Here is a 21,567-nt window from a genome sequence, read left to right on the forward strand (position 1 = left end):
TCCGTTCACCGCGGTTGTTCCATCGATGGAGCCGCATTGTGCTGAGCGACGGAGGCGATGGCAGGGTCCGCTGCCGGTTCCAGCGTGATCGCAATGATGTTCAGGCCGAGAAAGATGGGTCTCACGGTGCTGATCTCGATCGCGAGGACTTCGCGGTCGGGATGCGGATTGGGCACGCGCATTGCGTACAGGCGCATCACCTGGCCTCCCGCGCGCGCTTGTTCGGTCAGGGGCGGGCCTTCCCAGCCGACACGTGCGAGCGCGGGCCGGTCGTCCACTTTGTAGCCGAAGCCGGTGCCGAATCGCAGCGGCATTTCTGCAGGCGTGCCGCGGCGGTAATGCAGGCGCAGCATCGCCAGCGTGTCTCCTTTCGTGGCATCGCTGCCACCGACGAAGCCGAGCAGGTTCATGGCTCCGACGCGTTGTGGCGTCAGCGGGATGCGCAACGACGACGGAGGGAACAACTGGTCGGTCGCATCCGTCCCGGCACCGACGGCTACGCGGCCGCGGATGTCGTAGTCGACGCCGAGCAATCGTTGCTGCCCGAAAGGCAGCTCGCAATGATTGCTGATGTCGAAGTCGTACCACTCCCGGCTCTTGGGACGGAGCGGCCGGTTGTAGTAACGGCTGAGATCGAGCAGATGCGGCGGCGTGCCAGCCGCACGTGGGGGAACGGTGGCTTCCGGCGCAACACAGGACCATGGCGAGATCGCAACCGGGGGAACGAGCGGTGTGGCGCCTGGATCTCGTGCGTGCAATGCCGTGCGGAGGGTCCTGGGGGGCTTTACGAACAGGCGGCCAGGTTCTGGTGCGAGCACCGCGGCCTCGTCGGCGATCGTGCCCGCCGGGCGCCGATCGGGTTCGATGTGCCAGACCAGCCAACGGCCCAGGAAGGTTCGGCCGACCAGATGCCTTCCGTCGGTACCGAAGGCGACCTGGGCGACGAAGTCGGGCTGCGCGAGCGGCGTTCGCAGCGGCGGCCCCAGCGGCGAGCCGTGTTCGATGTCGTGCAGGATCACGCCATCACGAAGCGCCTGGGCGAGGACCCGGCCGTCAGCACTGAATGCCTGCGCGACGCCGAGCTGCTCCTGATGGGTCAGGTTGAGCGCGCGCTGACGGCCTTCGTCGTCGATCAGCAGCGCCAGGTTCTGGAACGCCGTGCCGCTGCCCGGCATGGCGTTGACGGCGGCCAATCCATCGGCGCGCATCAGCAGCCCTTTGGGCGTGATCTCCAGTCGCGCACGCCGCAGCGACCGGCCATCGTTCAATGCCCAGCGTTCCAGCCAGACCTGCGCGGGCGAGTTCGGGTCGGTCTCCCACCGCAGCTTCAGATGTGCCAGTTCGTCACCGGCGACGGCGAGATACTGCAAATGCTGATGCGCCGGCTCGGGTTTGCCGAGAGTCCGGACCACCCGGTCCAGCGAATCGAGCGCGCGGACAGTGATGGCGCCGTCGGCGGCGATCGCCACCTGCCTGTCGTCGGGAGTGATCTTCCAGTCGGCGATGCGTGTAAGCGTAGCCGGGCCGAGCGCGCGGCCATCTGCGAGCGAGTGCGCCCGGATTCGATTGAGATTGCCGGCACCGGCGCGGAATGCGGCGGTGCTGGTGAGCAGGCTGCGGCCATCCGCGCTGAGCAGCATCCGCGTAGGCGAGCCATCGAGCACGATGGCCGGATAGCGACGACGGCCGGTGCGCCAGTCGAACACGTGCACCTCGTGTCCGCTGCTGGCGATCAGGCTCCGGTTGTCGGAAGTAAGCAGGGCGAAGCCGACGGGCTGCGGCAATTCGATGACCGGCGACAGACGTCTCTGGTCGGTGGCGTTGAATACCCAGATCCTGGGACCGTCGACGGCCACGAGATGTTCGCCGTCGAAGCGCAACTCGCCCTCGCGTTGGGTGGCGGCCAACGCGGCTCGCAGCGGTGATCGCGGCATCCGCCACAGTCGCAGGCTGCCTTCGGTGCCACCGGTGGCCAGCAATGCGTGCACTGGGTCGAACGCACTGGCGAAGCGGGGGACATAGGCGGGATGGGTGATATCCGGCGCCAGCGGCACGGGCGCGCCAGCCAACTGAGCTGAACCGGCCAGCCCCCACATCGACACGCGGTCCCAGTGCATGGTCAGGGCGATCGCGGTATCACCATCGATACCATCGCGCTCCAGCTGATGCCCCCACAACTCATCGTCCAGGTAAAGCGGTTGCCCCAGCAGTCGACCGTCGGCCACCGACCAGACGTGCAGGCTGCCGTCCTTGGCGCTGGCCGACAGCAGCGTGCCGTCGGAACTGAAGCGAAGCCAGTTGATCGCATCGCGCGGATGGGGGAACAGGGCGCGCTGTGCCCCCGTGTTGGGATCGACCAGCAGCACTTCGCCATTGGCGCGGCCCAGCGCCAGCCAGCGGGCGTCCGGTGACACCCCCCAGGCCATTACGTAATGGGCCCTGTCCACGGGCATGAAGTCATGGCGTTTGCGCAACGTGGCGGGGTCGCGGATCGCAACGCTGGGCGTGAGATCGAACGAGGTGACGATGAACTTCGCCTGCGGAGCGATCAGCCACTCCGGCGCTTCTGCCGCCACGGCAGGACTGATCGGCTTCCAGGTCTGCGCATCGAACAGTTGCGTCTCGTAGCGGGACGTCTCCCGGTGCAGCAGCACATAACGGCCATCGTCGCTCCAGGTCTGGTCGACGTAACCCGTTTCGGAAGCAGGCTGCGTCTGGCGGCCATCGGCAAGCGCCAGGCGTGCCATCTGGCCACTGGGTCGCATCGAGAGCAGCGTCCAGTGCCGGGTCACCACCAGGTATCGGCCGTCGGGCGTGAACTGCAGGCGCCTGATCTGTCCATCGGTATTGGGCCCATCGCCGAAGGACACCCTGACGCGCCACAGCTGCTTTCCGGTCTCGAGTTCGTATATCGCCACCTGGAGCGGATTGAGGCCAAGCGCGACGTGGCGGCCGTCTGGACTGAGCACCATCGTGTCGATCGGCGCGCCCACGTCGATCACGTCGATCAGCATCGGCATCTGGCCGAGCGCGAGGCCCAGGCGCAGTCGCTCTCGCTGCGCCGCATCGTCGTCGCCCGCGGACTCCTGTTCGCGCAGGTTGGCCGCGAGCGCTGCGATGGCGTGGTAGCCGCGATTGCTCTCGAACAGGCGCCACGCGGTTTCGTGGCGTTGCGACCACAGGTTCTGCCGCGCCTGGATCTCGTGCTCCCTGGACTGGCGCCACTGCTGCGTGGCCACTACCAGGCCGACGATGAGCGCGGCGACCGCGGAGAACACCGCCAGCGCGAGCCTGGGCTCGCGTCGTGCCCAGCGCGCGGTGCGGTGCAGCACGTTGAGCGGCCGCACAGCGACGGCACGGCCTTCGACGAAACGACCCAGGTCGTCGGCGAGTTCGCGGGCGCTCGGATAACGCTGTGCCGGATCGCGCGACAGGCACTTGAGGCAGATTGCCTCAAGATCGGCCGGCAGCTCGCGATGGTGTGAAGGCCGCAGGATCTCGCCCTCGTGCAGCGATGCAAGTGCACGAGAGGCGGCATCGGCCTCCAGAGGCGTGTGACCGGTTAGCATCTCGTACAACATCGCACCCAGCGCCCACACGTCGGTGGCAGGCGACAACGCGGGGCCGTCCAGTTGCGCCTGCTCGGGCGCCATGTAACCGGGCGTCCCCGACACACGCAGGTGCTCCAACGCCTGTTCCAGGCGGCGAGCCAGGCCGAAATCGGCGACCAGGGGCTCGCCGTCTTCGTTGATCAGTACGTTCCCAGGCTTCAGATCCAGGTGCAGCACGCCGAGGCGATGCGCGTAGTCCACCGCTTCCGCGATCGTGCGCAGGATCCTGGCCGCCTCGCGCGGTGCAATCGGCCCGGAATCGTCGAGGTGTTGCGACAGGCTCCTTCCGCGCACCAGCTGCATCGCATAGAAGATCAGCCCGGCGTGCTCGCCCATCTCGTGCACGACGACGATGTTCGGATGCTGCAGCATCGCGGCGTTCTGGGCTTCGAGCCGGAAGTTCTCGACGAACTCCTCCGTGGCCCACAAGCCAGCCGACAGCAGCTTGACCGCCACCTCGCGGTTCAGCGAGCGCTGCCGTGCGCGGTAGACCACGCCCATGCCGCCGCGGCCGATCTCCTCGAGCAGTTCGTAGTCGCCGAACTCGCGCTGGAGCGGATCGTCCAGGTCGATGGTCGGCACGGCTTCTGGCGAAAGCGTGGGACGTGTCGAACGGGTGACCCGGCTGCGCGTGTCCCGACCGAACGCCACCCGCGCCAGTGCCGACCTGAGCCACCAGCGAGAGGCGGGGTTGCTGGAATCGTCGTCGTTCACGTCAGGTCCGGGACGGAGCCGAGCAAATGCGGCAGTTCCGGCTACGTCGAGTCGTGATCATGCGCATCCGGGGGCGCGGTGGGGGCTCGGCAAAGGCTCGACTCGCCATTGGCTGGAACGGCTGCGGGCCTTGTCGTCGGCCAGCCTGCCTGCGCAGGTGCACCCATCGAGGTCAGAATCGCTGCCGCCAGCTCGCGTACCAGAATCGCCCCGGTACGTCGTAGGCCGGGTCGTAGGAGTTGATGGCGATGTACGACACCGGCGGATCGCGATCGAAGGCGTTATTGACGCCGATGCTGAACTGCACGTCATCCACCGGTTGCCAGCGCAGCTGCAGGTCGGCGTACGTACGCGGGTCGATGATGTGCTCGGGGAATCCGTCGAAGACCGGGCTCGCGAAGTCGGGGCGGTCGCACAGGTCGGGGCGGTCCGCGGTCGCGGGAAACTCGCAGCTTTCGTCGAGGGCCGAGTAGTAGCGCAGGCGCAGCGTGGCGCCGAAATCGCCAGCGTTCCAGTCCAGCGACAACACCGACCTCAGACGCCAACCTGGATCCAGGAAGAAGTAATTGCCGACCGTGCTGACATCGGGTGCGCCGCGGGGAATCTCCCTGTCGTAGCGGCTGAGGTAGACACTGTCCCAGGCCAGGTGGAAGTCGCCCCAGTCGCCGTGCCAGCGGTAGTCCAGCGAGAAGTCGTAGCCTTCGATCCAGTAGGTGCCGTAGTTGAACAGGCGCGCATCGATGTCGGTCAGCACACCCGTGGCCGGGTCGCGCCGTAACTGCAGGCACGCGCTTTCGATACCCTGTGTGTAGCAAAGCCTGGGCAGCTCGAACTCGGGAATGTCGTCGATGGCGTTGTTCAGTTCGATCTGCCACCAGTCCAGCGTCAGGTCCAGCCCGCTGAGGCGGGCGGGGCTCCACACCACGCCGATGCCGCGATTGCGCGCCTGTTCCGGCTGCAGGTCCGGATTGGAGCCGAACCGCGTCAGCGGCCCGAACGGTGGATCCAGGCCTTCCACCGGCACGCCCGCAGCATGGCAGCGATCGGCCAGTTCGCCGCTTATTTCGCCGATGCAGGGATCAAGGAATTGCGCCGCAAGCGCGGTCTCGCGGAACGCGCCGCTGACCGCAAACAGTTCGCTGGTCGAGGGCGCGCGATAACCCTCCGACCAACTAGCACGCAGCAGCCAGTCCTTGTGCGGGCGCCAGGACAATCCAAGCTTGTGGTTGGTGGTGCTGCCGAACGTGGAGTAGTCCGACAGCCGTGTGGCCACGTTGAGGTCGAGGCTTTGCGCCCACGGCTTCGAAGACAGCAGTGGAAGGTCGAGTTCGACATAGGCCTCGCTGGTGCGGATCTCGCCGTCGACCGGGTCGGGAACGACGCCGCTGAAATCGAGGGCGTCGTTGCTGAGAAGGGAATCGGGTTCGACGCTGCCGCGTTCGCGACGGAACTCCACGCCCGCCGCCAAAGCCAGTGGGCCAGCGGGAAGGTCCGCCACGTCGCCGCTGATGTTCAGGCTGAGATCGTTGAGGCGACGTTCCTCGTCGACGTTCCCTTGGGCGGAGAGGTAATCGAACATCGCATCGGTGAATCCACTCCGGCCGTGCAGGAAATCCAGCGGTACGCAGCCGGCGAGGGGAGTGGTCGTACTGCCGCAGCGCGGCTGTCCTGCGCTGTCGAGAAACGACGGGCCGACGCCCAGCCCCAGCCGATTGAGGTCGTAGCCGCCGCCGATCGAGAAGTCCTTGTCCGTGCGTGCATCGATGAAGTTCGCATCCCAGGCGAAGCCGCGCGATCCGATCCGCAGAATCCCATCGATGTCCAGCGACACGTAGCGCGTCTGTGCATCTTGCTCGAAGCGGCGAGGCTGGTTCAACGGCCGAAAGGCGAAGAAGGTCACCGGCTGGCCGAACGGGTTGTAGAGATTGTCCGGTGAGATGTCGTACTGGTTCGCATCGCCGCCGCCGCCGAACTGCAGGATCGGCGTGGGTGCCTGCTGCTTGCGCGAAATCCGATGCTGCAGCAGCACGGTGCCCCGCATGGACACGCTGTCGGAAACTGCGTAATGCCCCTGCGCGAACAACGCCGTCCTTTCGTACGGAGTGCGCAGATAGTTCTCCGGGGCGTAGTTGTACCCATCGCTGCGGAAATCGAACTGGCGGTAGCCAGGCAGTTGCGCATCCCAGGTCAGTTGCCCCTCCTCGCCATCGGGCAACTCGTCGCCTCCTGGACCGAAGCCGATGCGGCCGTCCGGGGTATTGATCGAGGCCCCGGCGAAGGCATCGTTCGCGGGCAGGTTATAGGTCGGTACGGCGGAGATCGCGCGGTCGCCAGCCCAGATCGGACGCTGGTCGGCGTAGGACAGGTTCACGGACAATCCGCCGCGCGCGCCTTCGCGCCCCCAGGTGATGTCGGCGGTGCGGCGCTCGCCGTCGCCATGCTCGCTGCTGGCGTAATAGGCACTCGCCTCGACGCCTTCGTAGCTGTTCCGCGTGATGATGTTGACGACGCCGGCGATGGCATCGGAGCCGTAGATCGCCGAGGCGCCGTCGGTCAGCACCTCGATCCGCTCCACGATCGGCAACGGAATGCTGCCGACGTCCACTGCGCCATCGAGCGAGGTGACATAACGATGGCCGTTGAGCAGCACCAGCGTGCGTTCGGCACCGAGATTGCGCAGGTCGACCCGCGTCTCGCCGTTGTTGAGCTCGGCGGTGTAGTCGCTGTTGACGTCGGAAACGTGCTGCGGGAGTTGCTGCAGGATCTCGCCGACGTTGCTGAGGCCCGTGCGCAGCAGGTCGGCGCGATCGAGCACCAGCAACGGTTGCGAGGTTTCGAATTCGACACGGCGGATGTGACTTCCGGTCACCTCGACAGTGCCCAGGGTCACCGGTTCATCAGTGGAGGAGGCCTGCGCGAACGCCGCGCCGATCGGCAGGGCGAAGGCCAGCGCACCGCCCAGGCGGCGGTGGCGGCTCGCCATGATCCGGCGGTGCGTTCCAGGCTTCACCTGCTATGCGAACGTGCTGCCGGGCTGGCCTCGGCCGGGGGGCACCCGGGCTACATCGACAACCAGGTCATCAGCTTCCGATCGCGGGCGTGCGGCGCCTTACGACCCCCATGGCCGTCACGTGGCGCGGGCCGTCCGATTGTGGGACACAACCGGCTTAACTATGCTTCACGGCGCATCATGGAGCTGGTCGCAACTCAACAAAGGGGAAGCAAGCGATGAAGCGGATTGCAGGGATGACAGTCGTCGTGGCTCTGGGTGTGTGCGGCTGTTCGGTCGGGGGCGGGGCGGAGACGTTCAGCGAGGCCGATTGCAAGGTGTTTGCCGGCAAGCTGGTGGGAATGTCCGGGATGGAGGACAACCTTTACATGCAGCAGAAAGACGTCGACGAAATGCGCACCGGCATCGTCGCCGAATGCATGGCGGACAAGATCGGCCTGAGCCGCGAGCAGCTTGACTGCGCGGTGAAGTCCACCAGCAACGACGAGTTCGCCAAGTGCGGGATCGTGCTCAAGGGCTAAGCCGCGATGGCGCCGGGTGCATGGACGCACCTGACTCTCGTTCATTCGACGCCAATGCGCGACTCGGCTGATTCAGGTGCTGGCAGTGCCGCTTCTCGCCGGAAGCCGTCGTTGGCGCTTCTGTCTGGCTCAGAAAAAGAAGCCCCCTTTGGGGGCTTCTTTTGGGCGGCCGAGTAATTGGGGGCAATGACCGCCCATGCCCCTCCAGGCATGCCCCCGGCCTGGGGCCAGGACGGTTTTGCTAGTCGGCGCTCTCTTCTGTCCCTCAAGCCTGCGACAGCACAGGAAACCGCTCCCACATCCGCTCGAACTGTCCGCCGAAACAGCGCACCAGATAGGCGTCGCGGCTGACCACGAGGTTCTCGTGGTTGGAGGTGCTGGCGCTGCGCGTCCAGTTGAAGCTGCCGTTGGCGAGCTGGTCGCCGTCGAACACGGCGAACTTGTGGTGCATGTGGAACGGCGTGTCGTCTACCCGGACGTCGATTCCCAGTTCTGCGAGGCGGGCAACGTCGCTGCCTTCGTCGAAGCGCTTGTCGTTGTCGCTGATGATCCGCACGCGGACGCCCCGCTTGTGCGCGGTGGCCAGTTCGTCGGACAGGCGGTCGTCTGCGATGGTGTAAACACAGGCGTCGATGCTGGTACGGCTGCCGCGGCACAACTCGCGCAGCTTGTGCAGGCAACTGTCGCCCGGCGTGAAGAATGCCGTCGTGCCCGCTGCGGCGGGCAGGGACGACAGGTCCAGCGTTCGAACTACCTGCTCCAGCCAGCGCAGCGCCGCCAGGCTGTCGGCGCCTTCGACCGCCACCAGTTCGCGGGCCATGTCGAAGGCGCGGTTGCGCAGATAGCGGATCCGCTCGGCGTCGATGCGGGCACCGAGCTCGCGCAGCTCCTGGCGCTCCTCGTTATCGAGAGTGAGGTCGGTCGCGCTCGCGCGAAGGGCCTGGTCAAGCTGGCGGAAATCCATGCGCCGCGCCTCAACCTGCGCCTTCGATCGTTGGCGCCGCCATGCGCTTCTGCACATCCTCGCGCATGCGCGTCAGTTCGACCTCTGCCTGCCGACGCTTTTCGATGCCCTCGCGGTGGATGGCGCGGACGTCCTCGACCGTCTTGATCAACTGGTCGTGGACGTACTGCAGGGTTTCCACGTCGATCACGCCGCGCTGATTGGCCTTGGCCGTGGCCACTGAGTTCTCGTGCAGCAACCGGGCGTTGTTTCGCATCATCTCGTTGGTCGCATCGTCGATGGCGGTCGCCAGCTCGACTGCGTTCTTCTGCTCTTCCAGCGATAGCTGGATGGCGAAGCTACGCTTCCAAGCCGGGATGGTGATGTCGCGCACCGCGCCGAACTTCTCGATCAGCAGGATGGCGTTGGCCTGGATGATGCGGATCGTCGGCAGCGACTGGTCGGCCGCGTGCTGGAGCAGGACCAGGTCGCCGACGCGCTTGTCGAGCAGGCGCATGGCGTTGTCCAGCTCGGAGCGGCGCGTGCGCGACTGTGGGTCGTCCAGGCCGTCCAGTCCCTTTCGCTCGGCGTCCAGCGAGGCCATGCGCAGGCGGCCCGCGGCGACGTGGATGCCGAGTTCGCGGCGCTCGTCGACGACGATGTCGTGCATGCGGTCGAAATCCTTGACCCGCTTGCCGAGGTCCTCCTGCTGGCGCGATACATCGCGCATCAGCTGCTCGATCTGCTGGTTGGTGCTGCTGAACTTCTGCACCAGCTCGCCTTTGGAGGCGCGCATGCGGTCGATCAGCGGGCCGACCACCGGCAGTCGCGAGCGGGCACCGAGCTTCTGAAGATTCAACGTGCGGGCGATGCGGACGACCTCGCCGAGCGTCTCGCCAGTGGCGTCGAGGTCGCGATTGCGCACCTGGTCAAGCAACTGGCTGGAGAACTGCGTCGTCTTGTTGGCCACGTCCTTGCCGAAGCCCATCAGGTTGGCCGGGGCGATGTCCTGGGCGGCGCGGGCGACTTCCTGGATGCGTGCGGTGTCCGCCGCGGTCAGGCCAAGCGCCGTCAGTGCGGCTTCGTCCAGCACACGTTCCGCGGGAAGGGCGACGGCATCCTGGGTAGTCTGGTTCATGACGATGACTCCTTGTTGGCGCGGCCGGCGTCGATGCCGGCGGGCGGGGTGGCGTTGCGTAGGGTATCGGGGGTATCGGGATTGGGATTCTCGCCGCGCAGCGCTTCGCGCAATGCAGCCAGTTGCGAGCGCAGCGTGTCCTGCAGCCGCGCGGTCGTTTCGGCCTCGTCACGCGCGGACGGATCGGTGAGCAGGGCTTGCTGGCGCCACGCGGGCACCAGCAGGTCGCGTACCTGGGCGTGGCGCATCAGCAGGTGCCTCACGTGCTGGTGCATTAACTCGACCTGCCTAACCGTGGTGTCCCAAGTAGCGGCGATCGCGCCAAGATGCACGCGCCTGCGCGCCAGCGTTGGCTCGGAATCGGCGTCCGCCGACGTGGAGTCGATTACTGCTCGCAAACGATCGGACTGCTCGCGCAGCCAGGCCGCGAGTGGCTCCAGTTCCGCCGCCTTCGCGGCGAGCCGTTCGGCCAGCGCCTGCGCCGAGGACAGGTGCAAGCGAACCCGCGTATCGGCCGGATCGGGCTGGGCTTGTGCGACGAGGTCACGGCCGAGCAGGCGCCCGAAGAACCCGGCACGGCGACGGCGCCGCGCCGGATCGGCGTTGTCGATGGCGATGGCGATGCCTTCGAGTTCGCTCAGCAGCGCGGCGGTCGGCAGATTCGCCAAGTGCGCACCGATGGCGTCGAGATCGACCTGCGCCACCAGCTCCGCGCCCAGCGCGGCGGCGTCCCGCGCATCGCGCGGTGCGGGTACGCCAGCGACGGATCGCGGATCCGGATTCACTTGTTCGACGGGTCGCGGTTGAGTTCGGACAGGGTCATGCCGCTGAACTGCTCCAGCGCAGCGTCGAGCGGCCGCTCGGTCTGCGTCGGCTGATGCTGGCGCTTAGTCGGCAGCCTGGTCCTGGCCGGAGCGCCGCTGCCTTCGCGCATCGCCAGCGCGAGTTGGAGCAGGGCGTGGTTGATCCGTTCCTGGCCTTCGTGGCTGTTACGCATCGCCTCCAGCAGGGGCGCGATGGTGCCATGGAGCGATTCCGGCAGGGTTTCGGTCCAGGACATGTCGATGGCCTGCGCCGGTACCGGCACTTCACGTTGCTCGGCTACGCGTTGGAGCAAGGACAACATCGCCTCCCACGGCGGTGGCGCAGCGACCGCCACTGGCGCGGGCGCCTGCGTAGCCGAGCCGATCGCCTGCAGACCACCGGCGATGTCGGCCAGTTGCGCGACGACGCGTCCGCCAACGTCGCCGTCCTCGGCGCCCATGGCCTTGTTGCGGAGAAAATCGCGCTTGATCTGCGCCCAGCGTGCGGATTCGTCCGGGCTCATCGTGCCGCGCAGTTCGGCGAGCTTGAGCAGGTTCTCCTCCGCGCCGGTGGTCAGCAGCTGCGCCTCGCCCAGGTAGTGGTCGCTGATCAGTTGCTGCAACTCGGCTTCGTTGAGCACCGGAGATATCTTCTCTGCGAGCTTGTTCATGTTGCGGTAGCTGCCCTGCAGCTTGAACGGCGGCTCGGTGCGGTACTTGTCGGCCTGCGCGGCACTGGCGATGTACTGCTGGTTGACGCGGTAGACCACGTCGCGGACCTCCATCAGGCGCTGCAGCGTGGCGATGATCTCGCTGGTCTCGGCGGCGCTGTAGGCGTGGCTGAGGTTGTTGAGCGACACATCGCGGCCCCGGGCCTTGTCCGCGAGCAGGTAGAGGTCGGCGAGATCGCGCGTCGCCAACGGCGCCAACACGGGGTTGGAGGTCAGGCTGTTCTCGATGTAGCTGAGCGTGAAGGCGTCTTCCTTGCCGCCCAGCACGTCGCCGAGGTTGTAGATGTCGGCACGGTTGGCCAGCATGTCCGGGATCTTGAACACCTCGCCGGACTCCGTGTACGGATTGCCGGCCATCACCACGCAGAACTTCTTGCCGCGCAGGTCGTAGGTGCGGGTGCGTCCCTTCCACACGCCTTCAATGCGGCGCGTGCCGTCGCACAAGGAAATGAACTTCTGCAGGAACTCCGGGTGGGTGTGCTGGATGTCGTCGACATACAGCATCACGTTGTTGCCCATCTCCAGCGCCAGGTTGAGCTTCTCCAGCTCCTGGCGCGAGGTCGCATCCGGCGCCTGCGCCGGGTCGATCGAGCGCACGTCGTGGCCGAGCGCCGGGCCGTTGATCTTCATGAAAATCAGGCCGAGGCGGTGAGCGACGTACTCCATCAGCGTCGTCTTGCCGTAGCCCGGTGGCGAGATCATCATCAGCAGGCCCATCAGGTCGCTGCGCTTGTTCTCGCCTGCCGCACCCATCTGCTTGGCGAGGTTGTCGCCGATGATCGGCAGGTAGACGTCGTTGATCAGGCGGTTGCGCACGAACGAAGTCAGCGGGCGCGCCTGGAACTCCGAGAGACGCAGCGTTTCGCGCTGGCGCTCCATGGTGCCCTGGCGGATCGCCTGGAACTGCCGGTAACCGGGCAGGAATCGCCCGTTGTGGTGGCGCAGGCGCGCGAGCAGGTCGTCGGCGGCCAGCGCCAGACGTCCGCCGGTGATGCGCGGGTGCTCGCCGAGCAGGCCCTCGACGCTGGCCAGCAGCGAGGTGTCGTTAGGACGGCGCCGCAGCGTGGCGCCGGTCAGCAGCAATGCGGCCGCCTCCGGTACATACGACGCGAGCGCCGCAAACTGCGGTTGCGCGCACAGGCCTTCGAGCCAGTGCAGTGCGTGGACCCAGCGCGCCGGCAGCGGCAGCGCTGCCAGCGTGCGGGTGAAGGAGTCCTGCATTCCGGCCGCCTCCAGGCGCTGACGCAGGCCGTCGGCAAGTTCGCGTGCGTATCGCGACAACACCAGGGCGACATCGGCTTCGGCCAGTTCGTCCAGCAGGTAGTCCGCAGCATCGGCCGACAGCGATTGGTCAATCGCGATCGTGGTGCTTGCCACGTACCCGGCGATGACGGTGGCGATCTCGCCGCCCAACGCATCGATGCCGGCCTGGCTGCCGAACAGCTGCTGCATGGTGCGTGCGCCGGCGAGGCGCTGGCTCCAGGCGCGCGCGTCCTCGCCGTGCTGGTGCTCCGCCCAGAACAGCGTGGCGAGCGCACGAGCGGTCGGCGCGTGGAGCAGTTGTCCCGCAGCGGCGCGCTGGCCGAGCAGGACGCGCAGGATCGCGGTCGCGTCGTGGTCGTGGATGCCGCGTTCGTAGCCGTCGCGATAACGCGGCGCGGCGAACTCGCGCACGCTCTTCGCCAGCGCGTCCGCGTCGCCGAGTTGGCGCTGCAGCAGGTCAATCGACAGCCCGTCGCGCCCGGCCTCGGCGGCTTCCAGCACTTGGCCGGCCAGGTACTCGCCGCGGTACAACGCCGGCGATTCGGATTCGAGCGTCACGGGCCAGAACTCGCGGAGTGTCGCGAGCTCCTCGCTGTGGATCGGCTCCATGAAGTCGGTGCCGGTCAGGTGCACGGCAAGCTCGTCGCCGCGGGGCAGGATGGTCAGGTCCAGCGGTTGGGTGTTGACGCTGAAGCGGTGGCGGCCGAGCTTGATGACGTTGCCGCCGTCCTCGAACAACTCGCTGCGGTCTCGCAGCGTCCGTACGGCCTGGTCGCGTGCGCCCTTCAGCCGCGCCTCGACGTCGTCTGCCTTGACGCTGTCCTTGAGCGCGCGCAGACGCTCAGCCAGCTCCCGGATCTTCAGGATCAGCGGGTCGCCGGCGAAGAACGCGTTGAGTTCGTCGATGCCGGCGAGCTTGGCAGTGCGGCGGCCCAGGCCTTCGAGAATGCGGTTGGCAGCGTCCAGCACCGTCTGCGCCTTGCGCTGTCGGTCGTCGAGCAGGGCCTGCTTGTGCGCGTCGAAGACTTCCAACAGCTCCTCGCGCTTGGCCAGGATGTCGCCGAGGAACTGCTCGTGCTCGCCGAACTGGCTCTCCAGCTCTTCCAACTGCACCATCAGGCGCGAGAGCTGCTCGTCGGCGCGTTCCGGATCGCTGGCAAGGCCGAGTGCGTTGGTGATGGCCTGGCCAAACAGCGCGAACTGCGCGCCGAACTGCGCGACCGCCTCGTTCGAACCTAGCGTCCTGCGGCGCTGTTCGGCGCGGGCCTTGGCTTGGTTGAGGCGGGCGTAGATGACCGAGATCGCCTCGACCACGCGCGTGCGCTGGGTCGCGTCGTCGACTTTCAGGGTCGCGACCAGCTCCGAGAGCATGTCGAGATCGGCCGAACGGGCCTGCAGCGCGGCGATCTGTTCTCCCAACTGCTTCGCGGTCTGCGCCTGCTGCGCGGTCGCGTCGAGTTCTTCCACCTGGCGCGCGAATGGCTGCAGCGCCTTCTCCTGCCCGAGGAACATGCCGGTGGCGTGGCCGATGCGCTCGTGCGCGGACTGAAGCTCGGCACCCATCGCATCTATTGCGGCGGTGTCGATGTAGCGATAGTCGCGGATCGTCAGCAGGTGCCCGCGCAGGCGGCCGATTGCGCCGAGCGCCTCCACGAACTCGGCAATCTGGTTCCAGTTATCGGGCAACAGGCGCCCGATCAATGCCTTGTGGTCGGTACGCGCCTGCGCGATGGCCGCTTCGGACTGGCGGCGGATGTCCTCGACCTTTTCGAACTCGTCGAGCACCGATTCGCCGGTCGCGCAGATCTCGCGCAGCAGGCCTGCAGCACCCTCGCAATTGCCGTCGTCGAGCCAGTGGTGTGCGTCGAACAGGCGGCGCGCATGCTGCGTCAACAGCTGGTAGCGCTGCACCGACACTTCCGGACTGTCGATCTCTCGCGCCAGGTCGAACAGATTGGAAATGCCGCGGACCATCTCGGCGTTGCCGATGCGACCCATGAAGCTGGTGCCCGGCGGCCGGCTGGCAGCGAACTCGTCGCTGACGAACGGCGTCTGCCAGACCTGCATTGGATGCACGCGGGTAGCGCCGTCGCCTTCGGCATGGAACAGCACCATGCGCCCGTCCGGCAGCACTGCGTGGCCGTGGCCGAACAGTGGGTTCTGCAGCTTGCGCTGGATCATGTTGTAGACGAACAGCGCGCTGCGCCCTTGCTCCGGCTCGTAGAAGGCGTACATGACGTCTTCGCCGTTGGGCGAGCGGATAGCGCGCTGGAACTGCATGCCTGCCATGGCAGCGTCGAACGCCTTGTGCTCGCCGCTCTGCAGGTAGTAGCCACCCGGAAAGATAATCCCGTGGTCTTCCGGAAGCTGCACGCAGGCCTGGGTGACGGCGTCGTTGCGGGTGACCTTGCCGGTCAGCGTGTTGTAGACCAGGCCGCGCCAGGTGGTTTCGCGATACGGCAACACCTTCAGCAGGATCAACGAGCCAACGCGTGCGAAGTCGATGCTGGCGTCGTCCAGCGACTGGGTCTTGTCTTCGACCGGCTCGCTGTAGATGCCCTGGCCGAGTTCGGTGTTGTTCTCAACCTTGATGGTCAGGTCGCCGCCGGTGGTCTCGACGAATATCGTGTCGAGAATGTTCAGATGCGGGAAACGGCCGTTGACCATCAGCTCGCGCGTGGCCCGGGTCCATTCGAAGTCGAACGGCGGCGGAAGCACCAGGTCGCGCTCGCCGCGCGTGTCGATGTAGCTCAGTTCGCCCTGGTTGGAGATGGCCCAGCGGAAAACGCGCACGTCGCTGCTGCGCTCGCCGATCTGGAAGGCCGCCATCAGCTTGCTGCCTGCCACGTCCAGTTGCAGCAGGCGGGCGTTCTTGTAGTAGGCGTAGAGCTCGCCGAAATCGCGGACGAAGGCGGGATCGCCGAGGAAGCTGGTGGCGATGTCGGCGGGGGTAACGTCGTAACCTTCGGCGCCCTCGACCAGCCGGTACAAGCCGAAAACGTCTTCCACGCGCGTGGTGGTCTTCAGCCCGAGGAAGACGTTGTAGCCGAACAGCAGCAGGTCGCCGACCGGGACGATGTCGCGGCCGATGCAGTTGTTCTCAGTGCGGATCCGCAGGCGGCCGGTCACTTCCAGGCGACTGTCGCCGAACTCCTGCAGGCGCCGCTGGTTGAGCGTGCCGGCGACCTGCTGCAGGCGCTGGCCCTGCTCGTCGAGGCGACGGCGCAGCACTTCATAGGCGCCGCCCTGTGCGACGGCCTGGTCGACCTGCGTGGCTGCGTCGGTTGCTGTGACGGGTTGCGACATCGTGGTACCTCGCCCATCCGGGGCGGTTAGGAAGCAACTGCAGGAATCGCCAGTACCGGCGTGCCCCGGCTGACATCGCGCGTGCGCGAGTGCCAGCCGAGACTGGACATCAGGCCGAAGTGCCTTCGGGGACTTGGATGCCGAACTTGCGCGCGATCGCGGTCAGCTGCGCCTTCATCGCCGTGTCGATCTCGTCCGGCCGGATGCGCGCGATGATGTTGCTCAGCACACGCAGTTCGTTGGCGTCGGTGACGCCGTCACGCTCGGCGATGGCGAGGATCTTGCCCAGCTCTGTCGCGTCCAGGCGGCCGTCGTCGCCGAAACAGCGGACGGAATGGAAGGCCATCTCAAGGAAGTCGCGGCTCTCTTTGCTCATGTCGGGTCTCGTTGGGCGGGTAGGGATGTCGTTGAAGCGGGATGGAGGCTGTGACGAGGCAGACCCGCACGAAGCCCCTTTGGCCGAAGCGGATGAAGTGGGTCATCCGAGCGGCCAATGGAGTTCGGGCGTGTTGGACGTCAGGCGTCGACCGTCGGCTCGACTTCGCGCGAGGTCTTGCCCTTGCCGGCGGTCATCGTCGGCGCGGCGTCGATGGCCTCGGCCTTGTCGATCGTGCCCGTGCGGCCTTGCGGACGCGCCACGCCGAGGAAGCGCTCAAGCAGGTCCTGCACGATCGGGCTCTTGCCGGCGAAGCCTTCGATCGACTTGCCCAGCGACAGCGCCTTGGAGAAGCTTTCGAACAGTCCGCCGTCGCCGCCGACCAGGTCGATGTTGGCGTTGCGCAGCGCCGAGGCGATGACTTCCGCGTTCTCCTTGGACACTTCGCGGCCGGCCTCGATCGCCGCCATCGCCTGTTCGAGGTGCGTTTCCAGCGTCATGCGGAACTCCTCGTGGCTGCGTGCGGTATCACTCAGCGAATCGATCGCTTCGAACTTCGCGGTGAGGCCCTCGGCCTCGGCGGTGAGCTTCTTCACCGTGACGTTGGCCTCGGCGATGCCGACCGACTCTACCGCGGTGGCCTTGGCGCGGCCCATCTTCTCCTCGCCGTCGGCCTGTGCGGCGAGGCTCTCGGCCAGCACGCGCGCCTCGCTGCTGCCCTGCTTGTAGGTCGCCTCGGCCTTGGCCTCGATCACGCGTGCCTCTGCGACGCCGACCTTCTCGATCGCGCTCGCGGCGGCCTCGCGCACCTGCGCTTCAGCCAGGCCCGGCGCGGCGGTTTCGGCCCTGATGCCATCGGCCAGCAGCTTCTTGGCGTCGGCCGACTTGGCAGCGGCGTCCAGTTCGGCCTGCGCAAGCGTGGTGATCTCGGTCGCGCGGAACTTGGCGGCGGACTCGGAGGCCTCCGCGTCCTTCACCGTGCGCACCAGGTTCTCCTGTGCTTCGGCTTCGGCGGCGATGACCTTGGCCTGGCGCGCGCGTTCGGCCTCGGAGACCACGCGCACTTCCTTGATGCGCTCCTCTTCCTGCGCCACGGTCTTGTCGATGGCGATGCGTTCGCGGGTGATGTTGGCGACGTCCATCTTGCCGGTCTCGACGACCTTGTCTCGCTCCACGCCCTGCAGTTGCACCTCGCGGTCGGTGGTGACCTGCTCGAGCTTGCGTGCGCGCTCGACGCGCTCGGATTCGATCGCGACCGCTCGCTGGCGGTTCTGCTCGGCGACCTCAACCTCGCGCTGGCGGTTCTGGTCGCGGATCTGGATCTGCTCCTCGGCGGCCAGACGGGCCTGCTCGGCCAGCAGGCGCTGCTCTTCCTTGACGCGGGCCGTCTCGGCCTCTTCCCGGGCGCGGATGCTGTCGACTTCGCGCTTCTGGCGCGCCTCGGCCTCGGCCTGCTGGCGCTCCAGTGCCAGCGTCGCTTCGCGCGCTTCCACATTCTTCTTGGTGATGGCCAGGCGCTCGTTCTGCTCGAGCTCGTTGGTCACCACGTTCTGCGCGGCGGTCAGCTCGGTGATCTTGCGGATGCCTTCGGCGTCGAGGATGTTGTTCTGGTCGAGCAGGTGCTTGGGGGTCTGCTCCAGATAGTCGATCGCGACGTCCTCGAGTACGTAGCCATTGAGGTCGTTGCCGATGATCTTGATGATCTCGTCACGGAACTCCTGGCGCTTCTCGAACAGCTCCGTGAAGTCGAACTTCTTGCCGACCGTCTTCAGCGCCTCGGAGAACTTGGCGTTGAACAGCTCGTCGACGGCATTCTTGTCGGAAGCGCGGTCGGCGCCGATGGCTTTGGCCACGCGCAGCACATCGGCCTGGGTCTCGTTCACGCGCAGATAGAAGGCCACCGTGATGTCGGCGCGCATGTTGTCGCGGCAGATCAGGCCTTCCTTGCCGCGGCGGTCGACCTGCAGCGTGATCAGGCTGATGCGCATGTGCTCGGCGCGGTACAGGACCGGAATGATGAGCCCGCCGGTGAAGCGCACCTTCGGCATCGAGCTCATGTCGTTGACGATCAGGGCGGTGCCCTGGTCGACCTTGATGTAGAAGGCCCTGAACAGGCCAAACAGGCCCAGCATGACGACGAGCAGGATGCCCGCCCCGATCAGGAACGGGAGGATCAGGGACATGCTCATTGCAACTTCTCCTTGTTGAAACGATTGGTGCGGTCTTGGGATGGGCTTGGTCGGGTGTCGCGGGCGCTACAGGTTCTTGAACTGCTCCTCGGACACGACGCGATAGGCGTGCCTGGCACCGAGGTATTCGATCAGCACGACGCGGTCGCCGCGCTTGAAGCGAACCGGCTGGTCGTCGCGTATCTGCAGCACCAGTCCGGCACCGCCGTCGTCGACGGTGGCCTGGCCGTAATGGGTATCGACCGAAGGCGTGCTGACGATCGCGGTGCGACCGAGGATCGACGGCTCGGCCGGTGGGCGCAGCCGCAACAGCAGGCGGCTGAGCGGCCGCAGCAGCAGCGAAGCGACGATGGCGCCAGGCACCAGCATGACCACGGCCGCAGCGAGCCCAACCAGAACGCGCAACAGGTCCGGCAGGAGCTGCAGCAGAAGCAGGTGCACGAAGTACGTGCCGAGCCAACCCAGGAAGGCCAGAACGGTCAGCACGATCATCACCGGCACGCCACTCAGGCCGAGCCTGGCGATCATCGCGGCGATGCCACTGGCTTCGCCGCCGGTGTCGCCATCGCCGCCGAGCAGCCCGTCGGGGCCGTCGGTATCGATCAGGCCGGTGGCTGCGAGCAGCCAGTACGCGACGCAGACCGCAAGCACGATGCTGTAGAGCAGGGTGGGGAACGTCAGCGCGGTTTTCAGGAAGTCGATCATCGCGAGCCCTTCGGAGTGGTGCGTTGCCTGGTACGGCGCCCACCGGCCGGTGCGCCTGGCGGGCTTGTATCGGCCAGACGCTGGGCGAGCCGGTCGAGCACGAGTTGCACGCGTGCGTTGCGATCGTCGATGCCTTCGGCGAGCAATCGCGCGTCGAGATCGGCATCGCCGGCCGGCTCCACGGCGGCGCCATGTGCCGGACGCGCGGTGTTCTGGCGTCTTGCGCGCAGCAGCGACTCAATCGCGTTCTGCGGCAATGCCGCTCTGCCGCCCTGGCGTCCCGCCACGGTTTCCTGTGCCCTCTGCACTGTTTCGGCTGCGCGCAACGCGTCGAGTTGCAGTTGCAGCCGGCGCAAGCCGTTCTCGCTCTCCTCAATCAGGTGCCGCATCTGCGCGATGCGTGTGTCGAGCTGCAATGCGAAGGCCTGTTCGTCGTCGCGCGCCTGTTCCAGCTGCACGATGGCCGCGGCGACCTCCTCGGCCAGCGCGCGCTTGCCCGCCTGCAGGGTCGCCAGGGCCTGCGCCTCGCGCTGCACGATCGCGGCAACGGTGAGGTCGATGCGCTCCTGCGCGGTGAAACGCCCGGCTTGCAGCTCCGCCAGGCCGGCGCGCCAATCGTGGAGACGAGCGTCGCTGGCGCGGATCTCCTCGTCGAGGTCGCGTTGCGCCTGGTTCGGCAAGATCGATTCGCTGAGCTCGGCGAGTTGCTCCCGAACACGGCCGAAAATGCGGGCCAGCGCGCTCATGCGGCGCCTTCCATGAGGAGGTCGTCCTTCAGGAAAGGAGCGTAGGCCTCGGCTGCGTTGAGTACGTTCTCGGCCAGCGTCTCGATCTCGAACAGTACGTTGGCAAGGCTGGAGCGCGTGTCCAGCGAGCCGAACATGATGTAGCAGGCGACGCCACCGATTACCTCGATCGCCATGTTCGAAAGCGGCAGGATCTTGTGAGTGCGCAGCACGTGAGCGTTGAACGCGGCAGCGTCTGCCACGTCCGAGAGCGGCCACATCAGCGATTCGACCACGACCTGCTCGCCGCTGACGGCCACGAACACCGGCAGGTCGCCGTGTTCGTGCATCACCAGGTGCAGGCTGGGTTCGACGCCCTCGAGCAGCTCCAGCGAGACGTTGCCGGCCAGCGCTGGCCGCGTTTCAGCCAGAGCCGCGTGCAATGAGCGCGCGGTCCAGGCGCGGGCCGTGCCTTCGCCGAGACGGCCTTCGGCGGCGCCCGGCATGCGCAGGCGCCGCTCGACGGACGCCAGTTCCTGAGCGTGTTCCGGCAGGATCCAGACGTCTTTCTTGACGAAACCCTCGCGCCGCATGCGTTCGCGGAATTCGCGGACGTACTCGGTCGACGACTTGGGTCGAGGTCCTTTCATGAAACTTACGGTAAGTATTACCTGAAAGGTTCGTCAATGGGCTTTGGTTTGCGTTCCGACGAACGGCAGGGTGGGGCGGAGCGGTCCCAGTTCGCAAACTCACCCGAGAATCCGCACTTTCCTTGGGCAATTCGAGGAGGCGACTGGGGCGGCATGCTCGCCGTGTCGATGCCGCTTCGACGGCGGCGAGCATCAGGTTGCCGACGGTCTATGCCGCGTACTCGTGGACGGGTGCCTAGAGCCATTCCTTGCTCACCTTGTCCGACCGTTCTCCGCATCGCCACATTTCATCCGCGGTGTCGAGCTTGCAGCGCGGTTCGCACCGGGACGGAGGACGGCGCCCAGATGGCACAAAAAAAGCCCTGAAGTGTCCTTCAGGGCTTTTCGAATGCTGGTGCCGGAAGTGGGACTCGAACCCACACGCTTTTAAGGGCGGCGGATTTTGAGTCCTTAGGTGATTCCTTGATAGATTAAGGCCTGGAGGCTGATTTCTGCTCCGCAAAATGTGCGGTTTGGCGACGCGTAACCCTATGATTCGCAAAGATCCGCGTTGATATTGCGGAGCGCCAAGCGTCGGGATCGAAAGCGAGGCATTGCCTTCGCAGGCGGCCTACCGCGGATGTCGGCTATCGGCCAGAAGCGGACATCCACGCCGTCATCCGGCCTCTCCCGGCGCATGGGGACGCATCTAATTGCCCTTGCATGCAACCGCGTGTTCGACCAACTCGGCTGTCCAATCCTCAGCAAACGCATAGCACCTCTCGGTGACGTACTCGCTGCCACGAGCGTACACGGGCAACACGGCAGGACCGGACGCAATATCCGAAACTGTCGTACGCCATGCAGCCAAGCAGGCGTCCGGATCGGGATGCGTACGAATCA

At 66.4% G+C, this 21,567-nt stretch carries 12 protein-coding genes; 1 reads left to right on the forward strand and 11 read right to left on the reverse strand.

Annotated elements, in window-relative coordinates; all coding sequences use genetic code 11:
- Positions 1 to 5 precede the first annotated feature (5 nt).
- Complete coding sequence (locus IU514_RS10550) at positions 6 to 4,325, reverse strand: WD40 repeat domain-containing serine/threonine protein kinase (RefSeq protein ID WP_194931065.1); 4,320 nt, start codon at positions 4,323 to 4,325, stop codon at positions 6 to 8.
- A gap of 172 nt (positions 4,326 to 4,497) precedes the next feature.
- Positions 4,498 to 7,308 carry a TonB-dependent receptor plug domain-containing protein gene (locus IU514_RS10555; RefSeq protein ID WP_194931066.1) on the reverse strand — a complete coding sequence of 937 codons (2,811 nt, stop codon included), beginning with the start codon at positions 7,306 to 7,308 and terminating at the stop codon, positions 4,498 to 4,500.
- Between the two features lie 245 nt (positions 7,309 to 7,553).
- Here IU514_RS10555 and IU514_RS10560 point away from each other — a divergent pair, with 245 nt between their 5' ends.
- On the forward strand, positions 7,554 to 7,856 hold the full coding sequence (locus tag IU514_RS10560) for a hypothetical protein (protein WP_194931067.1): 303 nt from the start codon (positions 7,554 to 7,556) through the stop codon (positions 7,854 to 7,856).
- A 265-nt stretch (positions 7,857 to 8,121) separates the two neighbouring features.
- Here IU514_RS10560 and IU514_RS10565 read toward each other — a convergent pair whose 3' ends face one another.
- The 9 genes from IU514_RS10565 to IU514_RS10605 all read right to left on the reverse strand — a co-directional run bounded on the left by IU514_RS10565 (position 8,122) and on the right by IU514_RS10605 (position 20,685).
- A complete protein-coding gene (locus tag IU514_RS10565; protein WP_194931068.1) occupies positions 8,122 to 8,820 on the reverse strand; it encodes a phospholipase D-like domain-containing protein in 699 nt (232 codons plus the stop codon).
- Positions 8,821 to 8,830: 10 nt separating this feature from the next.
- Positions 8,831 to 9,937, reverse strand: coding sequence for a toxic anion resistance protein (locus IU514_RS10570; protein ID WP_194931069.1), 1,107 nt, complete (start codon positions 9,935 to 9,937; stop codon positions 8,831 to 8,833).
- Positions 9,934 to 10,722, reverse strand: coding sequence for a hypothetical protein (locus tag IU514_RS10575; protein ID WP_194931070.1), 789 nt, complete (start codon positions 10,720 to 10,722; stop codon positions 9,934 to 9,936). Before IU514_RS10575 ends, IU514_RS10570 begins: the two co-directional genes overlap by 4 nt.
- A complete protein-coding gene (locus IU514_RS10580) occupies positions 10,719 to 16,040 on the reverse strand; it encodes a DNA repair ATPase (protein WP_194931071.1) in 5,322 nt (1,773 codons plus the stop codon). The genes IU514_RS10575 and IU514_RS10580 overlap by 4 nt, the downstream gene beginning before the upstream one ends.
- 109 nt (positions 16,041 to 16,149) lie before the next feature.
- A complete protein-coding gene (locus tag IU514_RS10585) occupies positions 16,150 to 16,416 on the reverse strand; it encodes a hypothetical protein (RefSeq protein ID WP_194931072.1) in 267 nt (88 codons plus the stop codon).
- A 140-nt stretch (positions 16,417 to 16,556) separates the two neighbouring features.
- Positions 16,557 to 18,605 carry a flotillin family protein gene (locus IU514_RS10590; RefSeq protein WP_228760638.1) on the reverse strand — a complete coding sequence of 683 codons (2,049 nt, stop codon included), beginning with the start codon at positions 18,603 to 18,605 and terminating at the stop codon, positions 16,557 to 16,559.
- Positions 18,606 to 18,671: 66 nt separating this feature from the next.
- Positions 18,672 to 19,310: a hypothetical protein gene (locus IU514_RS10595; protein ID WP_194931073.1), complete on the reverse strand. Its 639-nt coding sequence runs from the start codon at positions 19,308 to 19,310 to the stop codon at positions 18,672 to 18,674.
- On the reverse strand, positions 19,307 to 20,056 hold the full coding sequence (locus tag IU514_RS10600) for a PspA/IM30 family protein (protein WP_194931074.1): 750 nt from the start codon (positions 20,054 to 20,056) through the stop codon (positions 19,307 to 19,309). The genes IU514_RS10595 and IU514_RS10600 overlap by 4 nt, the downstream gene beginning before the upstream one ends.
- A complete protein-coding gene (locus IU514_RS10605; protein WP_194931075.1) occupies positions 20,053 to 20,685 on the reverse strand; it encodes a YjfI family protein in 633 nt (210 codons plus the stop codon). The genes IU514_RS10600 and IU514_RS10605 overlap by 4 nt, the downstream gene beginning before the upstream one ends.
- Positions 20,686 to 21,567 lie beyond the last annotated feature (882 nt).

It is taken from the genome of Lysobacter niastensis, from assembly GCF_015453285.1.
Taxonomy (GTDB): Bacteria; Pseudomonadota; Gammaproteobacteria; order Xanthomonadales; family Xanthomonadaceae; genus Lysobacter_J; species Lysobacter_J niastensis.

Bases quoted from the DNA above. Each gene is read 5' to 3' on its own strand.
- IU514_RS10555 (WP_194931066.1), bottom strand. From the start codon at position 7,308: ATGGCGAGCCGCCACCGCCGCCTGGGCGGTGCGCTGGCCTTCGCCCTG.
- IU514_RS10560 (WP_194931067.1), top strand. From the start codon at position 7,554: ATGAAGCGGATTGCAGGGATGACAGTCGTCGTGGCTCTGGGTGTGTGC.
- IU514_RS10565 (WP_194931068.1), bottom strand. From the start codon at position 8,820: ATGGATTTCCGCCAGCTTGACCAGGCCCTTCGCGCGAGCGCGACCGAC.
- IU514_RS10570 (WP_194931069.1), bottom strand. From the start codon at position 9,937: ATGAACCAGACTACCCAGGATGCCGTCGCCCTTCCCGCGGAACGTGTG.
- IU514_RS10580 (WP_194931071.1), bottom strand. From the start codon at position 16,040: ATGTCGCAACCCGTCACAGCAACCGACGCAGCCACGCAGGTCGACCAG.
- IU514_RS10585 (WP_194931072.1), bottom strand. From the start codon at position 16,416: ATGAGCAAAGAGAGCCGCGACTTCCTTGAGATGGCCTTCCATTCCGTC.
- IU514_RS10590 (WP_228760638.1), bottom strand. From the start codon at position 18,605: ATGAGCATGTCCCTGATCCTCCCGTTCCTGATCGGGGCGGGCATCCTG.
- IU514_RS10595 (WP_194931073.1), bottom strand. From the start codon at position 19,310: ATGATCGACTTCCTGAAAACCGCGCTGACGTTCCCCACCCTGCTCTAC.
- IU514_RS10600 (WP_194931074.1), bottom strand. From the start codon at position 20,056: ATGAGCGCGCTGGCCCGCATTTTCGGCCGTGTTCGGGAGCAACTCGCC.
- IU514_RS10605 (WP_194931075.1), bottom strand. From the start codon at position 20,685: ATGAAAGGACCTCGACCCAAGTCGTCGACCGAGTACGTCCGCGAATTC.